This window comes from Planktothrix sp. PLAVEN19ND (assembly GCF_057220675.1).
The window spans coordinates 1,280,754-1,305,576 of record NZ_CM170132.1 but is presented as its reverse complement, the minus strand read 5'-3'; the positions used below and the strand labels follow the sequence as shown (position 1 = coordinate 1,305,576).

At 40.2% G+C, this 24,823-nt stretch carries 20 protein-coding genes; 12 read left to right on the top strand and 8 right to left on the bottom strand.

All coding sequences use genetic code 11. The annotated features are described in order from the left end of the window. Positions 1–35: 35 nt before the first annotated feature. Positions 36–479, bottom strand: a complete 444-nt coding sequence (locus AC2D3N_RS05675; protein ID WP_484693053.1) for a retroviral-like aspartic protease family protein — start codon at positions 477–479, stop codon at positions 36–38. Positions 480–604: 125 nt separating this feature from the next. On the opposite strand from AC2D3N_RS05675, the gene polA reads away from it, so the two are divergent. From polA to AC2D3N_RS05645, 6 genes are all read left to right on the top strand, one after another. Beyond that, on the top strand, positions 605–3,499 hold the full coding sequence (polA, locus tag AC2D3N_RS05670) for a DNA polymerase I (RefSeq protein ID WP_484693052.1): 2,895 nt from the start codon (positions 605–607) through the stop codon (positions 3,497–3,499). Between the two features lie 244 nt (positions 3,500–3,743). Continuing rightward, positions 3,744–4,145: a VanZ family protein gene (locus AC2D3N_RS05665; RefSeq protein WP_484693051.1), complete on the top strand. Its 402-nt coding sequence runs from the start codon at positions 3,744–3,746 to the stop codon at positions 4,143–4,145. 95 nt (positions 4,146–4,240) lie between these two features. Continuing rightward, the gene (locus AC2D3N_RS05660) at positions 4,241–6,640 is read left to right on the top strand and encodes a GH116 family glycosyl hydrolase (RefSeq protein WP_484693050.1); all 2,400 of its coding nucleotides are present in this window, start codon (positions 4,241–4,243) and stop codon (positions 6,638–6,640) included. A gap of 103 nt (positions 6,641–6,743) precedes the next feature. Further along, positions 6,744–7,364, top strand: a complete 621-nt coding sequence (locus AC2D3N_RS05655; protein WP_484693049.1) for a Uma2 family endonuclease — start codon at positions 6,744–6,746, stop codon at positions 7,362–7,364. Between the two features lie 65 nt (positions 7,365–7,429). After that, positions 7,430–9,196, top strand: coding sequence for an ABC transporter ATP-binding protein (locus AC2D3N_RS05650; RefSeq protein ID WP_079679215.1), 1,767 nt, complete (start codon positions 7,430–7,432; stop codon positions 9,194–9,196). A gap of 14 nt (positions 9,197–9,210) precedes the next feature. Then, complete coding sequence (locus AC2D3N_RS05645; RefSeq protein WP_079679213.1) at positions 9,211–9,609, top strand: hypothetical protein; 399 nt, start codon at positions 9,211–9,213, stop codon at positions 9,607–9,609. A gap of 40 nt (positions 9,610–9,649) precedes the next feature. Here the strand turns inward: AC2D3N_RS05645 and AC2D3N_RS05640 are convergent, their stop codons facing one another. Beyond that, positions 9,650–10,189, bottom strand: coding sequence for a cyclic nucleotide-binding domain-containing protein (locus AC2D3N_RS05640; RefSeq protein ID WP_079679212.1), 540 nt, complete (start codon positions 10,187–10,189; stop codon positions 9,650–9,652). A gap of 339 nt (positions 10,190–10,528) precedes the next feature. On the opposite strand from AC2D3N_RS05640, the gene AC2D3N_RS05635 reads away from it, so the two are divergent. Further along, positions 10,529–12,013, top strand: coding sequence for a BCD family MFS transporter (locus AC2D3N_RS05635; RefSeq protein WP_484693048.1), 1,485 nt, complete (start codon positions 10,529–10,531; stop codon positions 12,011–12,013). A gap of 85 nt (positions 12,014–12,098) precedes the next feature. Here the strand turns inward: AC2D3N_RS05635 and AC2D3N_RS05630 are convergent, their stop codons facing one another. The 3 genes from AC2D3N_RS05630 to AC2D3N_RS05620 all read right to left on the bottom strand — a co-directional run bounded on the left by AC2D3N_RS05630 (position 12,099) and on the right by AC2D3N_RS05620 (position 14,807). Then, positions 12,099–12,848: a hypothetical protein gene (locus tag AC2D3N_RS05630; protein WP_484693047.1), complete on the bottom strand. Its 750-nt coding sequence runs from the start codon at positions 12,846–12,848 to the stop codon at positions 12,099–12,101. A gap of 54 nt (positions 12,849–12,902) precedes the next feature. Then, positions 12,903–14,024 carry a chemotaxis-specific protein-glutamate methyltransferase CheB gene (gene cheB / locus AC2D3N_RS05625; protein ID WP_079679207.1) on the bottom strand — a complete coding sequence of 374 codons (1,122 nt, stop codon included), beginning with the start codon at positions 14,022–14,024 and terminating at the stop codon, positions 12,903–12,905. Positions 14,025–14,150: 126 nt separating this feature from the next. Then, complete coding sequence (locus AC2D3N_RS05620; protein WP_079679205.1) at positions 14,151–14,807, bottom strand: Uma2 family endonuclease; 657 nt, start codon at positions 14,805–14,807, stop codon at positions 14,151–14,153. A 252-nt stretch (positions 14,808–15,059) separates the two neighbouring features. On the opposite strand from AC2D3N_RS05620, the gene AC2D3N_RS05615 reads away from it, so the two are divergent. Then, on the top strand, positions 15,060–15,695 hold the full coding sequence (locus AC2D3N_RS05615; RefSeq protein WP_079679204.1) for a GIY-YIG nuclease family protein: 636 nt from the start codon (positions 15,060–15,062) through the stop codon (positions 15,693–15,695). Between the two features lie 194 nt (positions 15,696–15,889). Here the strand turns inward: AC2D3N_RS05615 and AC2D3N_RS05610 are convergent, their stop codons facing one another. Continuing rightward, a complete protein-coding gene (locus tag AC2D3N_RS05610; RefSeq protein ID WP_484693046.1) occupies positions 15,890–17,200 on the bottom strand; it encodes a D-alanyl-D-alanine carboxypeptidase in 1,311 nt (436 codons plus the stop codon). A gap of 166 nt (positions 17,201–17,366) precedes the next feature. On the opposite strand from AC2D3N_RS05610, the gene plsX reads away from it, so the two are divergent. From plsX to AC2D3N_RS05590, 4 genes are all read left to right on the top strand, one after another. After that, complete coding sequence (plsX, locus tag AC2D3N_RS05605) at positions 17,367–18,410, top strand: phosphate acyltransferase PlsX (protein ID WP_079679201.1); 1,044 nt, start codon at positions 17,367–17,369, stop codon at positions 18,408–18,410. Positions 18,411–18,589: 179 nt separating this feature from the next. Then, a complete protein-coding gene (locus AC2D3N_RS05600; RefSeq protein WP_079679197.1) occupies positions 18,590–19,582 on the top strand; it encodes a beta-ketoacyl-ACP synthase III in 993 nt (330 codons plus the stop codon). 150 nt (positions 19,583–19,732) lie between these two features. Next, the gene (gene fabD / locus AC2D3N_RS05595) at positions 19,733–20,590 is read left to right on the top strand and encodes an ACP S-malonyltransferase (protein ID WP_079679196.1); all 858 of its coding nucleotides are present in this window, start codon (positions 19,733–19,735) and stop codon (positions 20,588–20,590) included. A gap of 159 nt (positions 20,591–20,749) precedes the next feature. After that, complete coding sequence (locus AC2D3N_RS05590) at positions 20,750–21,553, top strand: alpha/beta fold hydrolase (RefSeq protein WP_484693045.1); 804 nt, start codon at positions 20,750–20,752, stop codon at positions 21,551–21,553. A 19-nt stretch (positions 21,554–21,572) separates the two neighbouring features. Here the strand turns inward: AC2D3N_RS05590 and proX are convergent, their stop codons facing one another. Then, on the bottom strand, positions 21,573–23,516 hold the full coding sequence (proX, locus tag AC2D3N_RS05585) for a glycine betaine/L-proline ABC transporter substrate-binding protein ProX (protein ID WP_484693044.1): 1,944 nt from the start codon (positions 23,514–23,516) through the stop codon (positions 21,573–21,575). After that, positions 23,513–24,763 carry a quaternary amine ABC transporter ATP-binding protein gene (locus AC2D3N_RS05580; RefSeq protein ID WP_484693043.1) on the bottom strand — a complete coding sequence of 417 codons (1,251 nt, stop codon included), beginning with the start codon at positions 24,761–24,763 and terminating at the stop codon, positions 23,513–23,515. Before AC2D3N_RS05580 ends, proX begins: the two co-directional genes overlap by 4 nt. Positions 24,764–24,823: the final 60 nt, after the last annotated feature.

The following is a 24,823-nucleotide window of genomic DNA, read 5'->3' as shown; positions in this document are numbered from 1 at the left end:
CGCAGCAGATGTTAGGAAGTTCTTAATTGCTTCTGCTATAAAATCGTTAAATAAGTTTCTGTCGGACTGATAGGTAAAGCCTTCAAGGTTTGATTTTGTAAGTCGATTTCTAACCCCAAAGCTTCTAAAGGTATGACTCCTAAAAGAGCATCTTTACCTCCTGGTAATTCTAAGCACTCGAAGGTTCCTTCCCGCTCAAACATTGATATTTTGGCATCTTGGAAAATTCGGGCTTTACCAATACCCATGGCGGTGGCTACGTCCACTTCTTTTAGGAGTTTTAGCCCCAGTTTGGCGATCGCATCTTGTGGTAAACATAAGGTAGTTGCACCCGTGTCTACTAATACATTTTTGAGGGTAATTGAGCGAATTTGCTCTAGTAATATTGTCCCATCTTCTGCTCGAATTTGGTCGGCGCGGTTAGTAATTGTTAGAGTGGTGAAAACTTTTCCCATTGCATTGTGGCTTTGAATTGGCATATTTGTCTCCTACTTAAGAGTTGGAGTTATTGCGTTTTTTAATTGTAACTTATTTTGATGGCGATCGCGTAGGATCAAGAAACCGGGTTTCTAGGGTTTAAAATAGGAATTGTATTGCAGTTGGTATGAAAACAGTGTTGGAATATCCCCTATTGCTTTTAGTTGATGGTCATTCGTTGGCGTTTCGCTCCTATTATGCCTTTGGAAAAAGTCGCCAGGGGGGGTTACGAACTTCGACGGGTATTCCCACCAGTGTTTGTTTTGGATTTTTTAAGTCCTTATTGGATGTGATGGCGAGTCATAAACCTGATTATTTAGCGGTCGCATTTGACTTAAAACAGCCCACTTTTCGCCATGAAGCTGATGAAAATTACAAAGCAGATCGGACGGAAACCCCTCAAGATTTTATTGAGGATGTGGAGAATTTAAAACTATTATTACAAGCCTTTGATCTGACCATTATTACCGCCCCTGGTTATGAAGCCGATGATATTTTAGGGACGTTATCTTATAGAGGAAGTCGGGAAAACTATCGAGTTAAAATTCTATCGGGGGATCAGGATTTATTCCAGTTAATTGATATCGAAAAAAATATTAGTGTTTTACATTTAGAACCGGGTAAAGGTAGCAACCCTACGGAATTTTTAGCCGAACAGGTTTATCAGAAGTTGCAAATTTATCCCCATCAAGTCATTGATTATAAAGCATTATGTGGGGATAAATCCGATAATATTCCGGGGGTAAAAGGCATTGGGAAAACCACGGCGGTTAAGTTATTAGGAGAATATGGGTCTTTAGAAAATATCTATACAAATATTGAAGATATTAAAGGAGCGACTCGCAAGAAATTAGAGGAAGGAAAACCGGATGCGGATCATTCTCAAACCTTAGCGCGAATTATTCAAGATGTTCCCTTAGAAGTGGGTTTAGAAGATTTTAAATTACAAGGGTTTGATCAAGCTAAAATTCAACCGATTTTAGAACATTTACAATTACAAACTTTTTTAGATAAAGTTAATCAAATTCAAAAACAATTTAAAGGAAATATTCCAGTACAAACATCAGAAATTTCAGTTGATACCGACGAAGATGCCAGTTTTTTTACCCGGGAAGAAACCGAAATTGATCAACAACAAAAAATAGCCAATCATCCCTTATCTCAACTTCAACTGCGTTTAATTCAAACCCCAGAAGCCCTAAAACAATTAGTTGATATTTTACAAGATCATACTGATACTAATTATCCCGTGGCTTGGGATACGGAAACCACCTCTTTAGAGCCTAGAAAAGCGGAATTAGTCGGAATAGGTTGTTGTTGGGGAACAGCACCAACAGAGGTGGCTTATATTCCTTTAAATCATACCCAAGGAACCAATTTAGATAAAGCCGAAACCTTAAATATTTTACGTCCAATTTTAGAAAGCGATCGCTATCCGAAAACCTTTCAAAATGCCAAATATGATCGATTAATTTTTAGAGTTCAGGGAATAGAATTAAAAGGCGTGGTTTTTGATCCGATGTTAGCAAGTTACGTCTTAAATCCTGAAAACACGCATAATTTAATTGATTTAACTCGTAATTATTTAGGTTCAGAATTAATCGCCCCAAGTTACACGGAATTAGTTCCTAAAGGAAAAACCATTGCTGATATTAATATTGCTCAAGTGGCCGAATATTGCGGAATGCAGGTGTATGTTACCTTTCAATTAGTCGATAAAATTAAAGCAAAATTGAGCGATAAACCCCAATTAATGAAACTTTTAATAGAAGTTGAACAGCCCTTAGAACCGGTTTTAGCCGATATGGAATATTGGGGTGTACATCTGGATATTGACTATTTACACACCTTAGCCGAACAATTAGATAAACAGTTAGAAATTACCGAAACTCAAGCCTATGAAGTGGCGGGAGAACAATTTAATTTAGCTTCTCCCAAGCAACTGAGTAAACTGTTATTTGAAACCCTAGAATTAAGTACAAAAAAAACCCGACAAATTAAAACCGGATATTCAACGGATGTGAATGTTTTAGAAAAATTACAAGGAGATCATCCGATTATTGATATTATATTAGAACATCGAACCCTAGCCAAACTCAAGTCCACTTATGTCGATGCTTTACCCACATTAGTCGATGCAAACCAACGCATTCATACCAGTTTTAACCAAACTATTACCGCCACGGGACGGCTATCTTCTTCTAATCCTAATTTACAAAATATTCCGATTAAAACCGAATTTTCGAGTAAAATTAGAAAAGCCTTTATTACTCAACCCAACTGGCTATTAGTTGCAGCCGACTATTCTCAAATTGAACTGAGAATTTTAGCTCATTTAAGTCAAGAACCGATTTTATTAGAAGCCTATCAAAATAATCAAGATGTTCATACTGTTACCGCTAAATTATTATTTGAAAAAGAAACTGTTACCCCAGAAGAAAGACGGTTAGGAAAAACCATTAATTTTGGGGTAATTTATGGAATGGGGGCGCAAAGGTTCGCCCGGGAAGCTAAAGTTAGTAGTGCGGAGGGTAAGATATTTATTGAACGATTTAACCAACGGTATTCTCGGGTTTTTGACTATTTAGAACGGGTCAAAAAACAAGCCATTGCTCAAGGATATGTCGAAACAATATTAGGACGAAGACGCTATTTTAATTTTCAAGGCGAGAGTCTACAAACCTTAAAAGGAGTTGATATTAATGAAATTGATTTAACCCAATTGAAGAAAAAAATAGGTCAAAATGATTCCCAACTCTTGAGATCCGCCGCTAATGCCCCCATTCAGGGTTCTAGTGCTGATATTATTAAAATGGCGATGGTACAAGTCCATCAACTTTTAAACCCCTATAAATCTCAATTAGTGTTACAAGTTCATGATGAATTAGTCTTTGAAATTCCCGAAACAGAATGGGAAGAACTTCAACCCAAAATTAAGACTATTATGGAACAAGTGCTGCCCTTAAGTGTGCCTTTGGTTGTGGATATTCATGCTGGACAGAATTGGAAGGAAGCCAAATAAATTCAATACAGGACTGACGCATCACCTCTAAAACAATCCTAAATGATTAGCAGCAAAACCCCTACAATCAAACATTATAACCTATTGAAAACTGCTACATCCGTAGGAATAATTCATGAATTACCCCTACGGATAGGATTATATTCCGAAATTTACGGAAGTAATGAAGTAGGAATTGTTGTTAGGTGTTAGCCCTTATATCTTGGGAATAAGGTCTAATCACCCAATCACAACTTTTAAAACCATGAAAAAACCCGCTAAAAAACCTTGGCAAGTTGCCTTTCTTCTCTATTTTATGTTATTATTTTTAATCGTAATTACAGCCAATGGGGGAAATTTACCCTACGATTTATTAGGGAAAATTCCTAATTATGATATTTATGGACATTTTATTTTATATGGAATAGCCTCTTTTTTAAGCCATTTAGCCTTGGGAGGAAAAAAGATTGTAATTGATCGGATTTTCATTCCCCTAGGGCCGTTTTTATTAACCCTGATAACCATTGCTGAAGAAATTTCACAAATTCATTTACCCCATCGTACCTTCAGTATCATTGATTTGAATGCCAGTTTAATTGGGATTATTCTATTTTATTATCTAGCAGAATTATGGATTTTTTATCATACAAAAAGACTGCGGGAATAAAATTACCCTTGCTTATTCAACTTAATTGTGAGAAAATTCAAAACATCCCAACCGGGGAATTTAGTTTTATTAAAATAGCATTATCCCTTAACCCTATGACCCATTCTAGCCCGATTAACAATATTCCTGAGTCTACTTGGAGTCGCCCCATTGGTTTAGGGTGGGAAAAACCGTATACCGTCCGCTACGCCAGTAATTTAGATGATGGCCCTTGGCACGGAATGCCTCTGGGGGGGTTGGGTGCAGGTTGTATTGGGAGGTCTTCTCGGGGGGATTTTAACCTTTGGCATTTGGACGGGGGAGAACATATTTTTCAGACACTTCCCGCTTGTCAATTTAGCGTTTATGAAGAAATAAACGGTCAGAAAAAAGCATATTCCTTATCAACAGAATCCCCAGAAGATGGTAGTTTATCGGCTTGGAATTGGTATCCTAAAACCACAAATTCTGGAGAACCAACGGGAACCTATCATGCTTTATATCCTCGCAGTTGGTTTGTCTATGAAAATGTCTTTTCCGCCCAATTAACTTGTGAACAATTCTCTCCCGTTTGGGCAAAAAATTATCAAGAAAGTAGTTATCCGATCGCAATTTTTGAATGGACTGCCCACAACCCCACGGATGAACCGATTACCTTAAGTATATTATTAACTTGGGAAAATACTATTGGCTGGTTTACTAATACTTTATCCAGTCCTGAAGTAAAGGTTAGAGATGATGGAAGTCCGGTATATGAATATGAACCAAATTGGGGAAATAGTGTCGGATGTTGTAATCATTTAGTTGAAGACTTTCATCGGATTGGGTGTTTGATGACTCGCCTCAGTGTCAATGAAGAAATCCAAGAAGGAGACGGACAAATTGCGATCGCAACGATTACAAATCCCGCCGTTGAAGTGTATGATCAAACCCGTTGGAATTCGACCGGAAATGGGGAAGATATTTGGCAATGTTTCTCAGAAGATGGCACACTTTTAGATCAAGAAAGTGATCAACCCGCCAAAGAAGGCGAACGAATTGCGGTGGCTTTAGCGGTTAAATTTACCATTAGACCAGGGAAAACCAGAAAGATTCCCTTTTATTTAGCTTGGGATTTACCGATTACTCAATTTGCATCGGGAGTTAATTATTATCGTCGTTATACTGACTTTTTTGGTCGGAATGGTCGCAATGCTTGGTCAATGATTCGTACAGCGATGAAACATTCTGACACCTGGCGAGAAAATATTCAAGCATGGCAAAACCCCATTTTACAGCGTCAAGATTTACCGAATTGGTTTAAAATGGCACTATTTAATGAGTTATATTTACTCACCGATGGGGGCGCAATTTGGAGCGCGGCGGATGAGCGAGATCCCATGGGACAATTTGGGGTTTTAGAATGTTTAGATTATCGCTGGTATGAAAGTTTAGATGTGCGATTATACGGATCATTTTCTCTATTAATGTTGTGGCCGGAGTTGGAAAAATCTATCTTAATTGCCTATGCCCGGGCTGTTTCTCAAGGGGATGATACCCCCCGAATTATTGGTTATAATCAGGCTTCAGCTATTAGAAAAGCCGCAGGTGCAACCCCCCATGATTTAGGTGCGCCCAATGAACATCCCTGGGAGAAAACAAACTACACCAGTTATCAAGATTGTAATTTATGGAAGGATTTACCCTGTGATTTTGTACTACAAGTTTATCGAGATTTTCTATTAACAGGGGCAACGGATTTTGAGTTTTTAAGCGATTGTTGGCCAGCAATGGTTGAAACCCTCAATTATCTCAAAACTTTTGATTTAGATCAAGATTCAATTCCCGAAAATAGTGGCGCACCGGATCAAACTTTTGATGATTGGAAATTACAGGGAATTAGTGCTTATTGTGGGGGCTTATGGTTAGCGGCATTAGAAGCCATGATTGCCATGGGAAGACTCTTAGAAAAAGAAGCGGTTACACCCCATCCTAATACGGTTATTCCTATCTATAAAACATGGTTAGAAACGGCAAAACCCTTGTATCAAAAAACCCTCTGGAATGGTGAATATTATCGTTTAGATAGTGGGAGCGGTTCCGATGTGGTAATGACTGATCAACTCTGTGGTCAATTTTATGCTAAACTATTAGGATTACCCGATATTGTTCCGCCAGATTGTACGATTTCCGCCTTAAAAACCGTTTATAATTCCTGTTTTAAAAAGTTTCATAACGGACAATTTGGAGCCGCCAACGGGGTTAGACCCAATGGAGAAGCGGTTAATCCCAAAGATACTCATCCCTTAGAAGTTTGGACAGGAATTAATTTTGGTTTAGCTGCCTTTTTTCTGCAAATGGGAATGGAAGCCGAAGCCTGGGAATTAACCGAAGTTGTGGTTAAACAAATTTATGATAATGGCTTACAATTTCGTACCCCCGAAGCCATAACCGCCGCCGGAACTTTTCGCGCCAGTCACTATTTAAGGGCGATGGCAATTTGGGCAATTTATAATCAATATAACAATCCTAATTGAGTTTAAAAAACTGTAGGGGTTTGGTCTCCAAACCCTATTCGGCGTTGGGTTTAGAGACCAAACCCCTACGATAAATAAATCTTTTTCGAGATGAGGTTTTTCTATGATTCAAGCTATCCCCAAAACCGTAACCTTTGATGAGTTTATTAATTGGTATCCAGAAAGTTCAGGATGTCACTATGAATTACATAATGGAGCTATTATAGAAATGCCTAAACCCACGGGCAAACATTCACGAATTGCTGGTTTTTTGATAGCTGAACTTAACTTTGAAATCAGACGGCTCCAACTTCCCTATTTCATTCCTAAAGAATGTGTGATTAAATCTGTCCGTGATCAGTCTGGGTATGAACCAGATTTGATTATTATTGATGAAAAACGGGTTAATAATAATTCTCGCTGGGAAAAAGAATCGATTATTACTCAAGGTAATTCCATCCCTTTAGTTGTGGAGGTAGTTTCAACTAATTGGAGTGATGATTATGCGTTAAAACTAGAAGAATATGAAATCTTGGGGATTGATGAATACTGGATTGTGGATTATTTGGGGCTGGGGGGAAGACGATTTATTGGTAATCCCAAACAACCGACTCTTTCTGTCTACCAGCTTAGGGAAGGAGAGTATCAAGTCCAACAATTTCGAGACCATCAACGGATTGAATCGCTAATTTTTCCAGAATTAAGTTTAACTGCTTCGCAGATTTTTCAGGCGGGTCAGCTTTAAATAAAATTATGAAAATGTTGTGCCAAAATATGATAAGTTAAAAAAAGTATTTTGGCGATCGCAACTTGAAACAGAAACAACCCTCTAGTTACAAAAAATTAATTCCCTATATTCGTACCCAAGGTCAAACGATTACTAAAGCCTTAATTTGTACGATTGCGTTTACCGTATTTTGGCCGTTATTAGCCTGGTTAGCCGGACAAATGGCGGGTTATATTGCTAGGGGAGATGTGAACGCTATTGCTCAATTAGCAGGAGTAGCTGCGGTGGTTTTCTTCGTCCGAGGAACGGTACAATATGGTCAAGATACCCTAATGGCGAGAGCCGCCCTCACGATTTCTTTAGAATTAAGAAAACAAGTTTATCGTCATTTACAACAACTGAATATTGGGTATTTTGAAACCGCCAAAACCGGGGATCTTTCCTATCGCCTCACGGAAGATATTGACCGCATTGGGGAAGTGATTAATAAATTTTTTCATCAATTTATTCCCTGTATTTTGCAGTTAATTGTGGTTTTGGGATATATGATTTATCTCAACTGGCAATTAACCTTAGCAACTCTAATTATAGCCCCATTTATGGCGGTCTTAATTGGTTGGTTTGGGGAAAAATTATTAACCTTTACTCGCCATAGTCAAAACCGAGTTTCTAATTTAGCCTCTTTATTAACGGAAGTCTTTAGTGGTATTCGCTTAGTCCAAGCCTTTGCCGCCGAAGAATATGAAATTCATCGCTTTAGTCTTGAAGCCGAACAAAACCGCAAAGCTAAATATTTAGCCGAACAAATTAAGGCTTTACAATTTGTAGTCGTGGGCTTTTTAGAAGCCATGAGTGTGATTTTATTATTCTTTTTGGGGGGATGGCAAATTTCCCAAGGGAATTTAACGGGAGGGGGATTTATTAGCTATATTGCGGCGGTAGCATTATTAATTGATCCGATCTCATTAACTACCAGTAATTATAGTGATTTTAAACAGGGTCAGGCTTCGTGCGATCGCATTTTTGAACTATTAGACGTACAACCGACGGTTTTAGAAAAACCCGATGCTTTTGTTTTACCCCATGTCACCGGAAAAGTTGAATATGCTAACGTAAGTTTTACCTATCCTAAAACCGATTTTTCCCAAAGCTCAGAGGAGAATAAACCTGTTTTAGAAAATTTGAATCTATTCGTTAAATCGGGGGAAATGGTCGCCTTAGTGGGGCCATCAGGAGCCGGAAAAACGACTTTAGTAACCCTATTACCTCGATTTTATGATCGCCAATCAGGAACCATTAAAATTGATGATATTGATATTCAGGATGTCACCTTAAAAAGCCTCCGCCGACAAATTGGCATTGTCCCCCAAGATATTACTTTATTCTCAGGAACTATCGCCCAAAATATTGCCTTTGGTCAATCCTATTATGAATTAAACGACGTGGAAAATGCCGCTAAAATTGCTAATGCCCATGCCTTTATTATGCAGTTTCCTAATGGATATCAAACCCTAGTGGGGGAAAGGGGCGTTAATTTATCGGGGGGACAAAGACAACGAATTGCGATCGCCAGAGCCGTATTATTAGACCCTAGAATTTTAATCTTAGATGAAGCCACATCCGCCTTAGATTCCGAGTCAGAAGCCCTAGTTCAAGAAGCCTTAGAACGATTAATGCAGGATCGAACCGTATTTATTATTGCCCACCGTTTAGCCACCGTCAGACGGGCGACTCGCATTCTTGTCTTAGAACAGGGTAAAATTGTGGAATCAGGAACCCATCAAGATCTCTTAGAAAAAGGCGATCGCTATGCTCAATTTTATGCTCAACAATTTGATTCATCAATTTAAAATAGGAGCCATAAATGGAACAAAATCCTGCGCCGGATGATTCAAAGTTTAAGAATCAAGTACAAAAATTACATCAAATTACCGTTGGCACGCGATGGCTGGTAATTGGACTTTTGTGGATAACCGTTGCACCCTTAAGTTTGTGGGGACTGCGGGAAGAAATCGCCCTTTGGCAAATCTATTTTACCTGGAGTGCGGTGCGCTATGGTTTAGCCTATAACCGTTTTGCGGCGATGGGTTTAGGGTTATGTATTGGTACAACAACAGCCACATTAGTTTGGCATAGTCGTAACATTTTATTCGGGGTTTCTCCTGCCTATCAAAAACGTTTAGAACAGCAGATTTTTAAAATCTTGAAACAGGGGCCAAGTCATCCGCTTTGGAAGTGGATTATGGTGACAGAGAATCACTAATCGCCTCTGTATCAAATTAAATCAGTAATTCCTATTCCTTTTATTTAAAACTTTGAACCAACCAGTTAAACTTCGCTTGAGCTAGGGCTAGAAATTCCTGTGTTTGTGAACTTAATTCATCGGGTTCCGGTTCATATTCCATCAGATCTTCGTAACCCAAACGCCGAATTGTTCCTCGCATCCGACTAGCTAAACACAGGGATAAACCTTGATAAAATCGGGCAGCAAATTTAGAATCACTGTGTATTTTACTATTAAGTTCAAATCGAGAAATAGCTAAAACCCGAGTAGTTTCTAAGGCTTTAACCGTTGCCAAAGGAGGCCGACTATCAATAAAAGAAATTTCTCCCACCACTTCCCCCTTTGTAATTTGGGCTAATTCTCGATCTTCATTCGTACCGATCACCACACTTAACAATCCACTTAATACAAAATATAACGCATTAATCGGACGGCCTTCATAAATTAGCCTTTCCCCGGGGGGAATTTTTTCTACCTTGGCTTTATGGACAACCCAATGTAGATCATCATCGCTTAATCCACCGATAAGAAACAGTGCTTTTTCTGTTTTGTGAGTCATTTTTTAATGATATTTATAGTGGCTTTTATGAAGTAGATACAACCCGTTTTTTCTCAGAAAATAGTCTACCAACTTAACATAAAATGTTAAGGTAACGCGAGATAATCCCACGGAACAATTCTATCATTACTTTCCCTAGATCGCGACTATCAGATAATAAATTTATGGCACATCTTCTGATCTCTAAGGTCTTGTGAATCGGAGAAATAGCCATAAATTCCCTTAAACGGTCTAAAGAAGAATCCGTTCCATTATAATCTTAGATTAGAGTTTTGTCTAAACTTTAATCGGAATTGTCAAAGATTAGTTTTCCCCTTTTGTTGTACCAACTCATATTCTATGAAAAGTAGTGATTCCTCGGATCAATTGCCCTCTACCGATACCCCGAATGCTCAACCCCTACCTTCGATTAACGTATTGACCATGTTTCGGTTAGGTCTGTTTCAAATGGGGTTAGGGATTATGTCTTTGTTGACCCTGGGGGTAATTAACCGGATCATGATTGATGAGTTAAAAGTTCCGGCGCTGGTGGCAGCAGGGGCGATCGCTATGCACCAATTTGTTTCTCCTGCTAGGGTATGGTTTGGTCAGATGTCCGATGCAAAACCCCTATGGGGATATCATCGCAGTAGTTATGTTTGGATTGGGTTAATTTTATTTACCAGTATGGCATTTTTAGCCCTGCAAGTAGTTTGGCCATTAGGTGCAAGTATTCAAAGCAATGGATTCACTGGAATTGCCTATTTATGGGCGGGTTTATTGGCATTAATTTTTGCCGGATATGGTTTAGCTTTAAGCGCGAGTTCCACCCCCTTTACTGCCCTATTATTTGATATTTCCGATGAAAATAATCGCTCTAAATTAGTCAGTATTGTTTGGTCAATGCTAATGGTAGGAATTGTGATTGGGGCGATTATTAGTTCTAAAATTCTCCATCGTCCCGAACTCTGTGGTGCAGATCTTTTAGTTGATAATCCCATCACCACACCAACCACTACAAATTTAACCCAATTACAAACCTCTGTTAATCTGTTATTTATTGTTATCCCATTAATAGTCATTGGTTTATCTTTTCTGGCAACAATTGGTATTGAACGCAAGTTTTCTCGCTACAAATTGCGCTCAATTATTGTTGAACGAGAAGATCAAATTACCTTTAGTCGTGCCCTTAAAGTTCTCACCGCCAGCCGACAAACCGGATTATTTTTTAGCTTTTTATTGGTGATGACTGTTAGTTTATTTATGCAGGATGCTGTATTAGAACCCTATGGCGGTGAAGTGTTTGGAATGTGTGTCTCTGAAACCACCAAATTAAATGCGTTTTTTGGCATCGGAACTTTAATTGGGATTGCCTCAACGGGATTTTTAATTATTCCTCGGTTTGGTAAAAAAAATACGGTCAAAATTGGGTGTGTTGGAGTCGCAATTTGTTTATTGTTTTTTATTGTGGCGGGGTTTTATGCTAATGCTGGATTTTTAAAAGGAGCGTTATTATTGTTTGGTTTAAATTCGGGTATTTTGACGGCAGGGGCGATTAATTTAATGTTAGATTTAACCTTAGCTGAAACCGCCGGAACGTTTATTGGAGCCTGGGGTTTGGCACAGGCCATGGCGCGGGGGTTAGCCACGGTTTTAGGGGGAGCTATTTTAGATTTAGGACGGGCAATATTTCAGGTTCCTTTCCTAGCCTATGGTTCAGTTTTTGCGGTACAAGCTGTTGGTATGATTCTGGCAATTGTATTATTAAATCGGGTGAATATTCGAGAATTCAACGAAACAGCCAAACAAGCGATCGCCAATGTATTACAACAGGAAATGGATTAATCAGTTAACAGTTGTTAGTTAACTGTTAACTAACAACTGTTAACTGATAACTGTTAACTGATTACTGTTAACTGATGACTGATTTTTACCATAACCCTCGTACTGGTTTCTCTCCTCCTACCTGGCGACAGTTACCATAGAGGACTTTACAAACATCGTTAATTTTATCTTGATGGAGCAGAGGAGTTTTAAACCCTTGGAATAATGGCCCTATAATGATTGCCTCATATTCTTGTTTCGTCATTTTTTCAATCGAAATTTGGGACAAGGTTAAATCAGGCGTTAAACTGGAAACTTTTTGTCCGGCTTCAATAGTGAGCGGGTTAGGATTATTCAGATCATTTTTTGATAATAATTTAATTTTACCTTCTAAAACCCGAATCGTTCCCGTACTAACATTGGTTTGATTATTTTTATCGACATTTAACACATAAGTTGTCCCTTGAACTCCGGTGGCAAACCCTAAAATACAACCATTAGCAGGGCCAGAAGCAATTAAAACCCCTTCTTGGACTTCCGCACATTGACCAACCGTAATCTTAGAATTTTCTCCCATTCTGCCATTAGCACCCGTATTAAAATCAATTTGAGCGCGGGCTTTTTCGGTTCTAATTTCCTGTCCTAATGTCGCTTTTTCGTTGACTTCAGCCACTTGATCTTCAATAAATACTTGATTATTATTACCAATAATATCCGTCAAAATAGCCAGATTAATTTGCGCTAAAGCTGGAAAATTAACTAAAGAAAGTCCTCCAATTAAGCCCACAATTTTGCATAGCTCTAACAGCCGATTATGATGATTAACTTCTGGTTTTAAATCCAACTTGAACTTCATTTTTCTAGTCCTTGATTCAAAAATACATTACTTTTAGTCAACCATCCATAGCCTTTAAATTAACCCCTTCACCCGATTAAGAATAAAAGGAGCAATATCATTGACCGATAGAATATGTTGGGCTGCCCCTAAAGCGATCGCCTCTGCGGGCATTCCAAAGACTACACAACTATCCTGATTTTGGGCAATCGTTAATCCACCCTGATCGGAAATAGCTTTCATTCCATCGGCTCCATCCCGGCCCATTCCGGTTAACAAAACTCCCATCGCACTGGCTCCATAACAGTCAGCAACAGACTTTAAAGTAGTTGTCACCGCCGGACGATGACCCGCCAGTGGAGGGGCATTAGAATAGGCAAAGCGACCCGTATGGCTAAATTCTAAATGGTGTCCGTCTGGGGCAAAATAAACCGATCCCGCCTGGGGAAGTTCACCGACCATGGCGATTTTAATGGATAAATGACATTCCCCATTTAACCAACTGACTAACCCGGGCAGAAATCCTTCACTAATATGCTGAACACAAACAATAGGAACGGGAAAATTACTGGGAAATTGTGTCAAAATTGTATGTAAAGCTTGGGGGCCACCCGTAGAAGCACCAATTGCCAGAATTTTAATTGTTTGAGAAGATGCACCGAAAACCCTTGAGGGTTCTACTACAACTTTGGGCTGGGGTGAGGACAAAAGAGTTTTACTGATTAGTGGAGGTGAGGTGATCGACAAATAGTTATTGCTGACATTGGGTTGGGATTTACGATGTTTAGTAAAAACTTTGACACCCGCAAGCACTTTGATTTTTTGAATTAATTCCTGTCCGATCAATTCATAATCGGAGGCTAAACCCGTTTTCGGTTTAGGAAACACATCAACGGCCCCAGCATTTAACAGTTGAAAAACATTTTGAGTATCATCGGATTGAACCGAAGCGCTGATCACCAAAATCGGACGAGGATAAAGTACCATGACTTCCTGGATAAATTCCAGTCCGTTCATTTGGGGCATATGAAAATCTGTACAAACAACATCCGGTTGGACAGTGGGAACTAATGTTAATGCTTCCTTACCTGTTCGAGCAGTTCCCACAATAGTAATGTCTGGAGATGTCGATAAAATTCGTTTCAGAATAATTAAAGCAACGGCGGAATCTTCAACTAGGAGAACTCGAATTGGCATTTTACAGTGAGTAACTTGTTAGATGTGGGATAACTACTATTAAAATTAAGAATATCTGATTAAGACGGTGCAAGGGTTTGTACTAAAATTTGATGGAAATTCGCACTGCAATTATTTTTTATTAGATTAACTTTTAATGAAATCTTGATGATCAACAGTAGCAATTCCCTGTTGTAATATAGTTAAAACCTGCGCCATATTTCCAGTTAATAATGATTGTTCATCTAACCATAAACCCGGAAATATTTCACTTTTTAGGATGCCTTCTGAATCTGCTAAAAGTTTAATATATTGTCCTTCTCTTAATCTAAACCAGTCTAATTGTTGTTCATAAACTCGCCAAATTAAATATTCTTGGACATGATTACGACGATAAACCTTTAACTTTTGATGATAGTCAATAGAAGCACTAGAAGCGGCAATTTCAACAATTAATTCCGGCGCACCTTCGACATAATCATCTTCACTAATTATAGATTGTCCCCCCTGTTCAATTCTTAATAAAGCATCCGGTTGAAGTTCATTATCATTATCCAGACGAACAGTTGTATTATCTGCTAAACCGACGCCTGGTGTTGCGGCTTCATAAGTTCCCAACCAAGTCATAATAGAAGCATGGGGTTTTCCATGACTTTTGTAACGTAATGCAGCCGCCATATAGACAATTCCTTCAATTAATTCTGCTTTTTTTACATCAGACATCGCTGCACAACGACGTTCAAATTCAATCCGAGTCAATTGATCACCGTTTTCTAACGGTAGATTTATTAAGGAGGATACCATACTATCAGAGATAAGTATTCACAATATAAACAAGTTTAGCATATTTTAGAAAAATCCTTACGTCTTTTGATACAAAATTTAATTATTTTGCTATAATTAGATTGATTCAATTTTTTCTATATCCTCCAGGCAAGAAATGAATTTAACAGAAATGTACCATTTTACATAATCAATACTGATCAGTTTAAACCCACTAAAGCCACTTTTTAAGTTATTATTATTCTTGTAGGTATAGATTAAAGCTATTTAACAATGAGTCCTCAACACAAAATTCCTCGTCAACCCGGAATTTATGGAATTATTAATCAATTGACAAAAAAATTTTATATCGGTCAAACAGCCAATTTATATAATGCTTATAAAAATCATGCTCGTGCTTTTGAAAATAATGGCAATCCTGGCAATCGATACCTAGTTAAAGATGTTATTAAGTATGGCAAAGAAAATTTTGTTTTCCAAGTTTTTGAAATTATTCCCTCAGAAGAAATAGTTGATAATCAATATTTGAATGATTTAAAAGATATTTATCTTACTTGCGTTTATTTTGGAGTCTATAACCATAGCCATCGCAAGCGGTTAAAAGCTAAAGGAATTCACTTTACATTCGATCAAGAAACAGGATTATATTCGTGGTCAAGAAATCCTGAGACAGAAAACACTAAAAAAGTAAATCCTGATAAAATTCCTTCACAATTAGTAGAAAAACAAAAAAAATTAGAACTTCCTATTACTCCAGAAGCTAGAGAAAAATTAGTTAATTCTTTGCAAACTTCTAAAGGAGGATGGACAAGAAAAGACCTAGAAATAATAGGTGTAGATTGGCCTCCTCCGAGTGGATGGAAAGCTGCTTTTATCAAGTATGGTGAAAATTGGAAAAACTTCTTATAAATTTTTTATAGGAAGTTTATGAAATAAATTAATCCTAATTGATTTACAGATGTTACCGAATACGTTGGGACGATTTTTCCCTCGTTTCTAGGTTCTACCTAGAAATGATATTAAGGAGGCTCTGCCTCCTGATATAATTTGAGGCAGAGCCTCAAAATTAGCATTCCAATGCAGAGCATTGGAACGAGGAAAAATCAAGGCGTTTGTACTAAAATCTGATTGCGATTTGGATCACCAATCCCCGGACGACGACCATCAATATGAGGTTGAATTAATTCGGGCAAGCTATCAGGAGAACCCCATTTACTCACCAATTGCTGTAATAATAAATCCTGATCCGCCCTTAACCCATCTAAATCCGTTCCCCGATTAATAATAGCAAACCAAACTAAACCTCGGTCACGGGTTGGTAGAACACCCGCTAACGCACTCACATCCGATAAAGTTCCAGTTTTCACTGGAGTAGAAACGGGAATTTTGCGATCTTCTAATGTACCTTGAGTGTCTATCCCGGCAATCGGAAATAAATCAGCAACGGTAATATTAGTATCTTGTAAATATCGGGCTAAGGCCATAAACATTCCTACAACTGCCCTGGGAGAAATTTGATTTTCCGGTTCTAAACCCGAACCATTAATTAACCGAATTTCATCGATAGGAACTCCCGCCGCTTGTGATGCTAATTGTCTAACATTCGCAGCCCCGCCTATATTGGCAGCTAAAATTTCAGCCATGAGATTATTACTATAAATATTCATTTGTTTGATAATTTCAACTAAAGCCAAAGACTGATGACGAATAATTGGGGTTGAATTTACCGCCCCAGGTTGAGCAATAATATTTCCTGAAATCACAACTTGAGGTTTAGCTGTTCCGGGTGCCATCCGAGAATGCTGACCAATAATTTCTTCCTTCCAAGATTGAGAATTGAATGCCTCTTTTAATAATTGACCCACTTTCAGCGGCTCAACTTCATAATTCATATAAAAACGATCCGTAATAATTAAATTCCCCGCGACCCCACGAATTCCCATTTGATTTAAACTATTTCCCAAAGCGATCGCTTCTTCCCAAATAAAAAACGGATCACCGTTTCCCGTAACTACTAAATCCCCCTGTACCACCCCCCCAACAATCGGCCCAGTCACCCCTAGAATCGTCTCAAACCGATGTTCAGGGGGAAAAACCTGTAAACACGCCAAAGAAGTGGCTATCTTCGTTAGAGAAGCCGCAGGCAGGGGTGTAGTCCCGGAATTCTTTGCCAAAGGAACCCAACTTGACTGAACCCAAACCCCTTGGACATCCTTAGAAAGTCCCTTAGCCGCTAACCGATTCAAATATTGCTGCACCACCGCTTCCGCCACGGGATCAGGCTGTTGGGGAAACACCACCTGGGATAACTCCGTTTCCAAATTCTCCAATACAGAAGTATTGAGTCCCGCCCGATCCATCCCCGCCATTTGCAACCAAACACTAACTAATCCCGAACTCAGAATATCAATCATTGTAAATCGCTAAACACTATCAAACAAACCAAGATTGATCGTACCAGTGCCAGATCAAGATTGACTTGATCACGCCAATTAAAAAGCCATCCCCCAAGCGAGGAAAAGACAGGGCTTTAGAGCCGTTTTTTTGGTAAAATCCTGAAGGTTTCTCAAAAGTTGGTCAATGAGTTCAACTCGCGCACGAATTGCAATTGACGCTATGGGCGGAGATCATGCTCCCGCCGAAATCGTTGCTGGAGCGCTAATGGCCCAGGAAAAATGGGATGTGGAAGTCTTTTTGGTTGGCGACCCCGATCAAATTGAAGCAGCCCTCAAACACCACCATAGCAAGCTCCCTCTGTCTCAAATTATTCCGGCTGAAGGCACGATCGAAATGCACGAAGAAGCCTTGGGTGCGTTAAAACGCAAACCCAAAGCTTCAATTAACGTGGCTATGAATCTAGTTAAGCAAAAAAAAGCCGATGCCGTCGTCTCGGCGGGTCATTCCGGTGCAGCCATGGCCTCAGCCCTGTTGCGTTTAGGACGTCTGCCGGGGATTGATCGTCCGGCGATCGGAGCCGTTTTACCCACCATGAGGCCCGACTCCCCTGTTCTGGTGTTAGATGTGGGGGCAAATGTCGATTGTCGCCCTAAATTTTTAGAACAGTTTGCCGTGATGGGAACGATTTACAGTCGTTATGTTCTGGGAACATCTGAACCCAAAGTGGGGTTACTCAATATTGGTGAAGAATCCTGTAAAGGGAATGATCTAGCCATTCGCACCTATCAACTCCTAGAAAATCATCCTGAAATTGCCTTTGCCGGAAACGCCGAAGGGCGGGATGTCCTAACGGGGAAATTTGATGTGATTGTCTGCGATGGTTTCGTGGGGAATGTGCTTTTGAAATTTGCCGAAGGAGTGGGAGAAGCAGTTTTACAAATGCTCAAGGAGGAATTAACATCGGGATTACAGGCTAAATTAGGGACTACTCTGCTCAAACCCAGTTTAATGCGGTTTAAACAACGGGTGGATCATGTTGAACATGGGGGCGCCTTACTCCTTGGGGTGGCGGGGGTTTGCATTATTAGTCATGGATCTTCTAAAGCGGCAACGATTGCGAATGCGGTTCGTTTGGCAAAAGAAGCGATCGATAACCAAGTCCTAGAAAGGATTCAATCCCAATATCAAAAACACCCGCAACCGGATGAAAAGGTGATCAGTGGTTAATCTCTATTTCAGGGAATAGGGAACACCGGAACACTGGATGCAGCCTATCGGTTTGGGCATTAGTCCATGTTCTAACCGTGTTTCCACGACTGCTATAAAACAGCAAAATGTTCTTGTTTTCAGCTTTTTCCTGGTTACTGCTCGCTATTTTTAAGATCAAGACAAAGAACAGAGCATCAATGATAACAACAGGCATTGCAATTACGGGTTGCGGATCGGCTACACCCTCGGTTTTACTTGATAATTATGGACTCTCTCAACGGGTCGAAACCTCCGATGAATGGATTACTTCCCGCACCGGAATTTCTCAACGACGTTTAGCTGATTCTGATACCTCGTTGAGTCAATTAGCAATAGCGGCGGCTCAAAATGCGATCGCCATGGCGGCCATTGACCCGGTGGATATTGATTTGATTATCTTAGCCACATCAACGGCCGATGATTTGTTTGGTAGTGCCAGTTTTATTCAATTTCAACTAGGTGCAACTAAAGCGGTGGCTTTTGATATGACGGCGGCCTGTTCGGGATTTGTGTTTGGGTTAGTCACCGCCTCCCAATTTATTCGCACTGGAGTTTATCAAAATGTTCTTTTAATTGGGGCGGATGTCCTCTCTCGTTGGGTTGATTGGTCGGATCGCAGAACCTGTATTTTATTTGGGGACGGAGCCGGGGCGGTGGTTTTACAAGCGGATGAACGCGATCGCTTTTTAGGGTTTGAAATTAGAAGTGATGGCAGACAAAATCAGTCTTTAAATTTATCTTATCAACCCCAACCCCTGGAAATAGTACCCGGTGTTACCATTGGTCAAGGCACCTATCATCCGATTACGATGAATGGTCAAGAAATCTATAAATTTGCGGTTAAAAAGGTTCCAGAAGTCATTGAAAAAGCATTATTTAGGGCAAATTTAACCGTTGATCAAATTGATTGGTTAATTCTGCATCAAGCCAATCAACGCATCTTAAATGCGGTCGCAGAACGATTAAATATTCCCCATGAAAAGGTGATTAGTAATTTAGCAAAATATGGTAATACTTCTGCGGCTTCGATTCCCTTAGCTCTTGATGAAGCGGTGCGAGAGGGAAAAATTAAACCGGGCGATCGGATTATGACCTCCGGTTTTGGCGCAGGATTAACCTGGGGGGCGGCTTTGTTTGAATGGGGGAGATAAGGGTACTGGGAGCAGGGGGAGCAGGGGAGGCAGGGGAGGCAGGGGAGGCAGGGGAGGCAGGGGAGGCAGGGGAGGCAGGGGAGGCAGGGGGAGCGTCCTCAATTAACCATTAACCATTGACAATTGACAATTGACAATTAACTAATAAAAATGACAACAACAGCATGGATTTTTCCGGGTCAGGGTTCACAAAAAATTGGCATGGGATCGAATTTATTTGAACAGTCTGAACATCAAGAACGATTAAAATTAGCTGAAAAAATTCTGGGTTGGTCTGTTCCTGAAATTTGTCAACATCCCGAAGATAAAATATCTCAAACTTTATATACTCAACCTAGTTTATATGTCCTTGAAAGCCTACTAGTTGATCAGTTAAAACAACAAGGACAATCTCCCGATTATGTCGCGGGTCATAGCTTGGGGGAATATGTGGCTTTGTATGCGGCGGGAGTCTTTGATTTTGAAACGGGTTTAAAATTAGTTCAATGTCGCGCTGAATTAATGAGTAGTGCGGCGGGGGGACAAATGGCAGCGTTAATTGGGTTTGATCGAGAACAACTGGATCAACAAATTCAACAAACCCCCAATATTGTTCTGGCAAATGATAATAGTACCGCCCAGGTGGTAATTTCTGGAACCCCAGAAGCGGTTGATCAAGTCTTAGCTAATATTAAAGTCAAACGGGCGGTAAAATTAAACGTTTCCGGTGCATTTCACTCCCCCTTAATGCAGGAATCTGCCACACAATTTCAACAGATTTTAGACGGAATTTCCTTTAATAATGCCCAAATTCCGGTTATATCCAATGTTGATCCCACACCGACCACCGATGCAACGCTATTAAAACAACGCCTCACCCAACAAATGACGGGTTCTGTGCGATGGCGAGAAATTTGTTTACAATTATCAACATTAGGGGTGGCACAAGTTGTAGAAATTGGCCCTGGAAACGTCCTCACGGGTTTAATGAAACGGACTTGTCCCGAAATTCTGTTACAAAATATCTAGCAACCGTTGTTGCCGTTGTTGCGCTTCAGCGCAATCTTAACAGCCTTAGCAGCAACAAAGAAAGACAATATACTAAGGTTTGTTGTTACACTTGAGCACCTCTAAGATGGCGCTGAAGCGCAACAACGGGGAATATTAACCAGACTCACCTAAAATACCTTGAATTTTCTTAAACCCACTGCCCCCAGACCCGATTTGCCCCTATTCCTATTTTTCCCTGGAATGGATGGAACAGGTCAACTATTCACAGTTCAAATTCCTCGGTTAATGGATGGGTTTGAAATTCGTTGTTTAACCATTCCCCAAACCGATCAATCGGACTGGGAAACCTTAGTTAAAAAAACCATAGATTTAATTGAAATAGAACGTAAAACCAACCCCAAACGGGAAATTTATTTATGTGGAGAATCCTTTGGGGGATGTTTAGCTTTATTAGTGGCAATTTTTGCCCCCCATTGGTTTAGTCGTTTAATTTTAGTTAATCCCGCATCATCGATTAAACAACAACCTTGGTTACAATGGGGTTCCTATTTAACCCAATGGGTTCCCGATTGGTTTTATCCCAGTTCTGTTGTCGTTTTATTGCCTTTTTTAGCCGCTTTAGGACGGATTGAAGCCTCAGAACGTCAAGCTTTATTAATGGCAATGAAGTCCATTCCTCAAAAAACTTCAGTTTGGCGATTAGAATTATTACGATTATTTCAACCCACTGAATCCGAGCTAAATCGAGTTAATATTCCGGTTTTAGTGATTGCCAGTGGTGCGGATAGATTATTACCTTCGGTATTAGAAGCTCGATTTTTAACCCAAACTTTACCTAATTCTCAAATGGTGGTTTTACCCGATAGCGGTCATGCCTGTTTATTAGAAAGAGATACTGATTTATACACACTAATTCAGGCTTATTATGTTTCGGAGGAAAGCGATCGCATCGGTTCAATATCAGAGGTAACCGCTCTTTGAACACTACAGAATAGAGATCTCAAGAGTTATTGGTCTTTACTATAGCTTGAGTAATCCGGTCAAGCAGGATTGCCAACAAAACAATTGCGAGTCCTCCCACTGCCGCCATCCCCACATCCAAACGCCCCATTCCTTGTAATACCGTTAAACCCAGTCCCGGAACTGCAATCATCGAAGCAATTACCGACATTCCCAAAGCAAACAACACCGTTTGATTCACTCCCGCCAGAATCGTTGGTATGGCTAGAGGAATTTGCACTTCCCACAGAATTTGTCCGGGGGTTGAACCAAAAGCATAGGCCGCCTCCACCACTTCGGTTGAGACTTGTCGAATGCCCAAATTCGTGAAGCGAATTAAGGGGGGAAGGGCGTAGATAATTGTAGCAATTACCCCCGGAACTTCTCCAATCCCAAAGAGCATGACGACGGGAACCAGATAGACAAAAGTGGGCAGGGTTTGCATGGCATCGAGCAGGGGTCTAAAGGCTTGCTCAAAGCGATCGCTCCGCGCACAGGCTACACCCAAGGGAATGCCGACTATGATACAAAATATAACCGCCGTAACCACTAGGGCAAGGGAAATCATCGCGGCTTCCCACAGCCCAACAAAACCAATTAACGTTAGGGCAAGCAGGCTATAAATGCCCAAACCTTTTCCGGCAATTTTCCAGGTCATCAAGCTAATTAAAAGTAGAGAAATCAGAGGGGGAATAGCCAACAATAAACCGCGAACTTCTGTTAGTAACCAATTAATAGGAATACGAAAAGATTGGAAAAAGGGACGAAAGTTGTCTACCAGGAAATTAATGCCGCCTGTAATCCACTTATCTAGTGGAATGGTGTAAAGCCCGAAGGGATTTAGTAAGATATTCAGTCCTTCTAAACTTTTGTTAGTAGTATTGTTTATTATACTTGAGGGTTTTTCCCCTAGCTGGTTGCTGGTCTGATTGATTTGGGCTAACCACCCATCAAAAAGGTCTTGATTTTGCCTCACCCATTCTTCCGCATGACGACGAATATCTTGGGGTTTATCTTCACCCTTTTTAATCCGATAGCTTTCCTGAATCATATCTTCATAAGGAATTTTAACCCGTTCCAAGAAATGTTTAACCGATGGATGGGCGGCTAAAAATTTCCGGTTAGCAATCACTCGATATTTACCCAGAACCATCCCCAGATTTTTCCCATTGACAGATGTATCTTGGGCGGTAAGATTTCCAATATTAGAGGTGGTAAAAGGAACTTCTAACCAAATAACATCTTGATCGACCTTCAGCACCTGACCGAGCCAGAAAGGACTATAAACATAGGAAAAAAACGGTTTTCCTTGTTTGTAACGAGTTAAGGCATCGGCAATTAAGGCAGTATAATTTCCCTGATTGATTTCCACCGTATCCCGCAGTTTGTAAGCATCCATTTGATGTTCTATTTCTAACTCACAACTCCAACCGGGATCACAACCAACCAGATCGGCTTTGCCATCTCCATCGCTATCAAATAGCTGGGCAATTTTTGGATCTTGAAATTGTTGTAAGTTAGTAATTCCATATTTGTCGGCAGTCTTTTTATCAATCTGATAGCCCTGTATCAGAGGAAAAAGTAGACCGACTTTCTCCAACTTTTTTTCACCGCCAGCATTTTGATAAAATTCATTATGTCCGGGGTCTCCAAAGACGGGAGCAATATCTAAATCACCATTAGCGACGGCGGTATACAGGGCTGGATATGCCACCGATACCAGTGGTGCTGTTTTGTAACCGAGTCTCTCCAAGCCGATATTAACAATCTCAGTTTGAAACCGATCCTCAATCCAATCGCTTGTCCCTGAACGAACAGTTACTGTTTTTCCAGACAAAGCAGAATCGGTTGTTGTTTGGGCGCGGGAGGAAAAACTGATTAAACCGATCAGAAATAGAGTGGCCAGAACTAGCAAAGTTGATTGTTTCAGGCGTTTTTTAATCATAGATTTTCTCCTGTAATATTGATGCTGAGGGGTTCTTTTTGGGGGTCAAAAACTTCGCCAAACCGACTAAGACTAGCAAGGACATCTGCCTGTTCTAAAACTCCCTGAAACTTTCCGGTTTCATCAACCACAACTAGGCTTGGTTCGTTGCGGTAAAGGTGAAAAATATCTTCTAAAGGAGCGGTTGCTTTCACCTGGGAAAAGTTGGTTTGTATCAATTGATTGGTAATGTCTTTAAGGTCTTGCTGAATTTCCAGATCAAGCTGTTGTGGATCAATAAAACCTATCGGTTCTTGGTCAGGATTGAGTATATAAATTCGCTGGAGGTTTTGGTTTTGTATCTGTTGGAGTGCGACTTGATCTAACTCTTGACCGAGAATTAGACAAATAGTTGGACGGGCAATCGTGCCTGCTTTGAGGATTTGCCCTCGATTAACATCTTGAATAAAATCACGGATATAGTCATTAGTCGGTTGATTTAACAGTTCTTGTGGTGTCCCCAGTTGAACAATCACCCCCTCTTTCATCACCGCAATCCGATCGCCTAATTTTAAGGCTTCGGGAGTGTCGTGAGTAATAAAAACTATGGTTTTATTCAACTCTTTCTGAAGTCGTAATAATTCATTCTGCATCTCTCTACGAGTTAAGGGATCGAGGGCACTAAACGGTTCATCCATCAGCAAAATCTCGGCATCCGTTGCCAAAGCACGAGCCAGCCCCACCCTTTGCTGCATTCCCCCACTCAGAGCCGAGGGTCGATAGTCTGCCCATGGAGCCAGCCCAACCACTTCCAAGGTCGCCAACGCTTTTCTCCGACGTTGGGTTTTACTCATTCCCAGTAACTTTAGCCCGTATTCTACGTTATTCACGACAGTTCGATGGGGAAATAACCCAAAATGCTGAAATACCATCGATACTTTAGTGAGGCGAATTTGACGAATTCGTTTTTCATCTATATAAGCAATATCCTCATCATCAATATAAATGTGTCCCCGGGTTGGGGCAATCAAACGATTAATACAACGAATCAGAGTCGATTTACCAGAACCGGACAAACCCATCACCACAAAAATTTCGCCGGGGTTAATGGTCAAAGATACATCGGCAATACCGAGAACCTGACCTGTGGCCTGTAAGATAGCTTCTCGGCTGGCTCCCTGGGAAAACAGCTTCAGGGCAGCACCACAATTCTCTCCATAGATCTTGATCAGATGTTCGATACGAATTTTGGGTTTAGGATCACTCATGCTTTTTTGATCAAAAAAATAAAGGCTTTTGGGTTGAACCAGTGCAAATTATTGATTTTT

Excerpts from the sequence above, each read along its gene's own strand:
- AC2D3N_RS05675 (WP_484693053.1), bottom strand. The coding sequence starts at position 479 with ATGCCAATTCAAAGCCACAATGCAATGGGAAAAGTTTTCACCACTCTA.
- polA (WP_484693052.1), top strand. The coding sequence starts at position 605 with ATGAAAACAGTGTTGGAATATCCCCTATTGCTTTTAGTTGATGGTCAT.
- AC2D3N_RS05665 (WP_484693051.1), top strand. The coding sequence starts at position 3,744 with ATGAAAAAACCCGCTAAAAAACCTTGGCAAGTTGCCTTTCTTCTCTAT.
- AC2D3N_RS05660 (WP_484693050.1), top strand. The coding sequence starts at position 4,241 with ATGACCCATTCTAGCCCGATTAACAATATTCCTGAGTCTACTTGGAGT.
- AC2D3N_RS05655 (WP_484693049.1), top strand. The coding sequence starts at position 6,744 with ATGATTCAAGCTATCCCCAAAACCGTAACCTTTGATGAGTTTATTAAT.
- AC2D3N_RS05645 (WP_079679213.1), top strand. The coding sequence starts at position 9,211 with ATGGAACAAAATCCTGCGCCGGATGATTCAAAGTTTAAGAATCAAGTA.
- AC2D3N_RS05640 (WP_079679212.1), bottom strand. The coding sequence starts at position 10,189 with ATGACTCACAAAACAGAAAAAGCACTGTTTCTTATCGGTGGATTAAGC.
- AC2D3N_RS05635 (WP_484693048.1), top strand. The coding sequence starts at position 10,529 with ATGAAAAGTAGTGATTCCTCGGATCAATTGCCCTCTACCGATACCCCG.
- AC2D3N_RS05630 (WP_484693047.1), bottom strand. The coding sequence starts at position 12,848 with ATGAAGTTCAAGTTGGATTTAAAACCAGAAGTTAATCATCATAATCGG.
- cheB (WP_079679207.1), bottom strand. The coding sequence starts at position 14,024 with ATGCCAATTCGAGTTCTCCTAGTTGAAGATTCCGCCGTTGCTTTAATT.
- AC2D3N_RS05620 (WP_079679205.1), bottom strand. The coding sequence starts at position 14,807 with ATGGTATCCTCCTTAATAAATCTACCGTTAGAAAACGGTGATCAATTG.
- AC2D3N_RS05615 (WP_079679204.1), top strand. The coding sequence starts at position 15,060 with ATGAGTCCTCAACACAAAATTCCTCGTCAACCCGGAATTTATGGAATT.
- AC2D3N_RS05610 (WP_484693046.1), bottom strand. The coding sequence starts at position 17,200 with ATGATTGATATTCTGAGTTCGGGATTAGTTAGTGTTTGGTTGCAAATG.
- plsX (WP_079679201.1), top strand. The coding sequence starts at position 17,367 with ATGAGTTCAACTCGCGCACGAATTGCAATTGACGCTATGGGCGGAGAT.
- AC2D3N_RS05600 (WP_079679197.1), top strand. The coding sequence starts at position 18,590 with ATGATAACAACAGGCATTGCAATTACGGGTTGCGGATCGGCTACACCC.
- fabD (WP_079679196.1), top strand. The coding sequence starts at position 19,733 with ATGACAACAACAGCATGGATTTTTCCGGGTCAGGGTTCACAAAAAATT.
- proX (WP_484693044.1), bottom strand. The coding sequence starts at position 23,516 with ATGATTAAAAAACGCCTGAAACAATCAACTTTGCTAGTTCTGGCCACT.
- AC2D3N_RS05580 (WP_484693043.1), bottom strand. The coding sequence starts at position 24,763 with ATGAGTGATCCTAAACCCAAAATTCGTATCGAACATCTGATCAAGATC.